Below are 3,066 nucleotides of genomic sequence, written 5' to 3'. Positions count from 1 at the left end.
GCAAGGACATCGCCATGGAGACGCGGGGCAGCGTTGTCGTGACGGATTCGCTCGCAGCAATCGATCTTGCGCTTGCAGGCGTCGGGCTTGCCTATGTCTTCGAGCCGCTGGCGCGCGCCGATCTTGCCGCGGGCCGCCTGGTCCAGGTGCTGCCGCAGACGGCGATCGAGGAACCGGGGCTATTCCTCTATTTCCCGCGCCGGGCGTCAATGGCGCCGAAGCTCAGGGCCTTTATCGACACCGCACAAGAAATCGGCCGGGCATCCTTGCGGACACCCGGCCGAGTTGCCTGAGCTGAGAAGCCCCTTCAGGGGGCTATTTGTAAGGATTATTTCTTCACCGCAGCCGCGACTTCCGCCGCGAAATCGGTCTCTTCCTTTTCAATGCCTTCGCCGAGCGCAAAGCGCAGATAGGCGGAGATCTTGGCCGGAGCGCCGATTTCCTTCTCGGCATCCTTCAGTGCCTGCTCGACAGTGATGTCGGGATTGAGCACGAAGGCCTGCTTCAGGAGCACGACTTCCTCATAGAACTTGCGTAGGCGGCCTTCGACCATCTTTTCGATGATCGCTTCCGGCTTGCCGGACTGGCGCGCCTGATCGGCGAAGATCGCCTTCTCGCGCTCGACCGCAGCCGGATCGATCTGCTCGGCCGTCAGCGCCAGCGGGTTGGTGGCGGCGACATGCATGGCAACCTGGCGGCCAAAGGCGTTGGCGGCATGCTCATTGCCCGTGGTCTCGATCGCGACCAGAACGCCGAGCTTGCCAAGACCATCGGCAACTGCGTTGTGGACGTAGGTGGCGACAGCACCGTGCGGGACGGTGAGCTTGGCCGAGCGGCGGAAGCCCATGTTTTCGCCGATGGTGCCGACAGCGTCCTTGATGGTGTCGGCAACCGACTTGTCGGAACCTGGATACTTTGCGGCGGCCACAGCCTCCGTCGTGCCGTAGGCCAGCGCAACCTTGGCAACATTGGCGACGATTTCCTGAAACGCGGCGTTGCGGGCAACGAAGTCGGTCTCGGAATTGACTTCCACGACGGCAGCCTCGCGCACGCCGTTGTCGACGCCGATCAGGCCCTCAGCCGCGGTGCGGCCAGCCTTCTTGTCAGCCTTGGAGATACCCTTCTTGCGCAGCCAGTCGACGGCCTCTTCCATGTTGCCGTTGGTCTCGGTCAACGCCGCCTTGCAATCCATCATGCCCGCGCCGGTCAAGTCGCGGAGTTCTTTGACCTGTGCAGCCGAAATGCTCATTGTCGCCTCTTTGTTTTAAATGCACCGACGCACCATCGGTATTCGATGGTGCGTCTGTTTAGCGTGCCAGAATATGAGAAAGATGAAGGCCGCAACCGGCCTTCGATTATCAAGCTTCCGGAGCGTCTGCAGCCGGGGCCGGAGCCGGGTCGAGCGCCGGTTCGACGGGAGCTTCGATCGAAGCGCCGATGTCGACGCCGAGCGCGCCCTGCTGACGGGCGATGCCGTCGATCGCAGCCTTGGCGATCAGATCGCAATAGAGCTGGATGGCGCGGGCCGCGTCGTCATTGCCGGGGATCGGGAAGTCGATCTTGTCCGGATCGCAGTTCGAATCGATGATGGCGACGACCGGAATGCCGAGGCGCTTGGCCTCGAGAATGGCGATCGCTTCCTTGTTGGTGTCGATCACGAACATCAGGTCGGGCGTCGAGCCCATGTCCTTGATGCCGCCCAGCGCCTTGTCGAGCTTCTCGCGCTCGCGGTCGAGGTTCAGGCGTTCCTTCTTGGTCAACCCTTGCGCCTCGCCGGCCAGCATCTCGTCGAGCTTGCGCAGGCGCTGGATCGAATTCGAGATCGTCTTCCAGTTGGTCAGCATGCCGCCGAGCCAACGCGAGTTGACGTAGTACTGGGCCGAACGCTGTGCCGCATCGGCGACGATGTCGGACGCCTGGCGCTTGGTGCCGACGAACAGCACGCGGCCGCCCTTGGCGACGGTGTCGGAAACCTGCTTCAGCGCCTGGTGCAGCAAAGGCACCGTCTGCGAGAGGTCGATGATGTGGATGTTGTTGCGGGCGCCATAGATGTAGGGCGCCATTTTCGGGTTCCAGCGATGGGTCTGGTGGCCGAAGTGAATGCCAGCTTCCAAAAGCTGGCGCATGCTGAAATCAGGCAGTGCCATTCAAAGTTCCTTTCCGGTTAGCCTCCACGGACACAGGCATTTTTGGACTTTGTCCTCGAACGCCACCGGAGGTTTCAGCCGGATTTCTCCCGGGCAGACACCAAAGTCCGTGTGTGGAATGAGCGCGCATATAGAGGGGATGCGCGATAAACGCAAGGGCCGCGGGACCTGTGTGCGGCGTGCGACGATCCGCGCGCTGCCGTCAGCGCTTTATCTTGCCGTTCGGCACCCGCACCCGCCGGAAGACCGCGACGATCTCCTCGCGGCTGCATTCGATGGCGCCGAGCCGCACCGCACGGTCACGCTCGAAGCCGGTTATGTCGTAATGCGGCGCCGATGTCTTGGGCGGCCCCTGGTAGGATGAGCGCTTGACGCCAAGATGCGCGGCAAAGCGATGCAACTCGTCGGTGTCGTCGGCCAACAGATGGCACCAGCGATGGCCGGCCCAGTTCCAGATCGCTGCGTCGACATAGGCTGCCATAAAGCTTGCTGTCTGCCTTCCATCCGTCACGACAGTCGGCCACATGGCCCGGCTGATGTCAGTGACGATAGAATGGATTCGGATAGAAAATGAAGCCGCCATTGGCTGCAAGCTCGGCGACGATGTTGGTGACTGTATCCTGCATGCGGCGGTGCAGATCGGCAACCGCATCGTCGATCGAGCCCGTATGCTCATGCAAGCCCAGTGCCTCCGGCACCCGGATGTGGGCGCAACGCGGCCCGGCTGGCTGCGGAACGAACCGGTTCATCGTGTCGCGCAGCCCGCCCCGACAATAGTCGTTGCGGATCCGCTTCAGATGTTCGGCGATCTCCTCCTGGCCAATGCGCGGATTGGCGCAGGCCCAGGGTCCGACGCGTTGCAGCCTCTGAACTCTATCGACGAGCGCGCGGACCTGCCTTTGCCGTTCGGCATCGCCAG

Annotated in this window: 4 protein-coding genes and 1 pseudogene; 1 reads left to right on the top strand and 4 read right to left on the bottom strand. The window is 62.6% G+C overall.

Annotation, left to right across the window (positions count from 1 at the left end):
• On the top strand, positions 1–293 hold a 293-nt coding region (locus EN955_RS34140), incomplete at its 5' end, for a LysR substrate-binding domain-containing protein (RefSeq protein WP_245492856.1).
• A gap of 35 nt (positions 294–328) precedes the next feature.
• On the opposite strand, the gene tsf is transcribed toward EN955_RS34140, so the two are convergent.
• The 4 genes and pseudogenes from tsf to EN955_RS34120 all read right to left on the bottom strand — a co-directional run.
• Complete coding sequence (gene tsf / locus EN955_RS34135; protein ID WP_013531764.1) at positions 329–1,249, bottom strand: translation elongation factor Ts; 921 nt, start codon at positions 1,247–1,249, stop codon at positions 329–331.
• A gap of 109 nt (positions 1,250–1,358) precedes the next feature.
• On the bottom strand, positions 1,359–2,147 hold the full coding sequence (gene rpsB / locus EN955_RS34130) for a 30S ribosomal protein S2 (protein WP_013531765.1): 789 nt from the start codon (positions 2,145–2,147) through the stop codon (positions 1,359–1,361).
• Between the two features lie 202 nt (positions 2,148–2,349).
• On the bottom strand, positions 2,350–2,628 hold the full coding sequence (locus EN955_RS34125; protein WP_013531766.1) for a DUF4031 domain-containing protein: 279 nt from the start codon (positions 2,626–2,628) through the stop codon (positions 2,350–2,352).
• 58 nt (positions 2,629–2,686) lie between these two features.
• A pseudogene (locus EN955_RS34120) lies at positions 2,687–3,066 on the bottom strand (hypothetical protein); the annotation flags it as partial.

The sequence above is a fragment of the Mesorhizobium sp. M7A.F.Ca.CA.001.04.2.1 genome (genome assembly GCF_003998485.1).
Lineage (GTDB): Bacteria > Pseudomonadota > Alphaproteobacteria > Rhizobiales > Rhizobiaceae > Mesorhizobium > Mesorhizobium ciceri.
Note: the sequence above shows the minus strand (reverse complement) of the source record. Positions and strands in the feature narration are given on the sequence as shown.

Excerpts from the sequence above, each read along its gene's own strand:
- tsf (WP_013531764.1), bottom strand. The coding sequence starts at position 1,249 with ATGAGCATTTCGGCTGCACAGGTCAAAGAACTCCGCGACTTGACCGGC.
- rpsB (WP_013531765.1), bottom strand. The coding sequence starts at position 2,147 with ATGGCACTGCCTGATTTCAGCATGCGCCAGCTTTTGGAAGCTGGCATT.
- EN955_RS34125 (WP_013531766.1), bottom strand. The coding sequence starts at position 2,628 with ATGGCAGCCTATGTCGACGCAGCGATCTGGAACTGGGCCGGCCATCGC.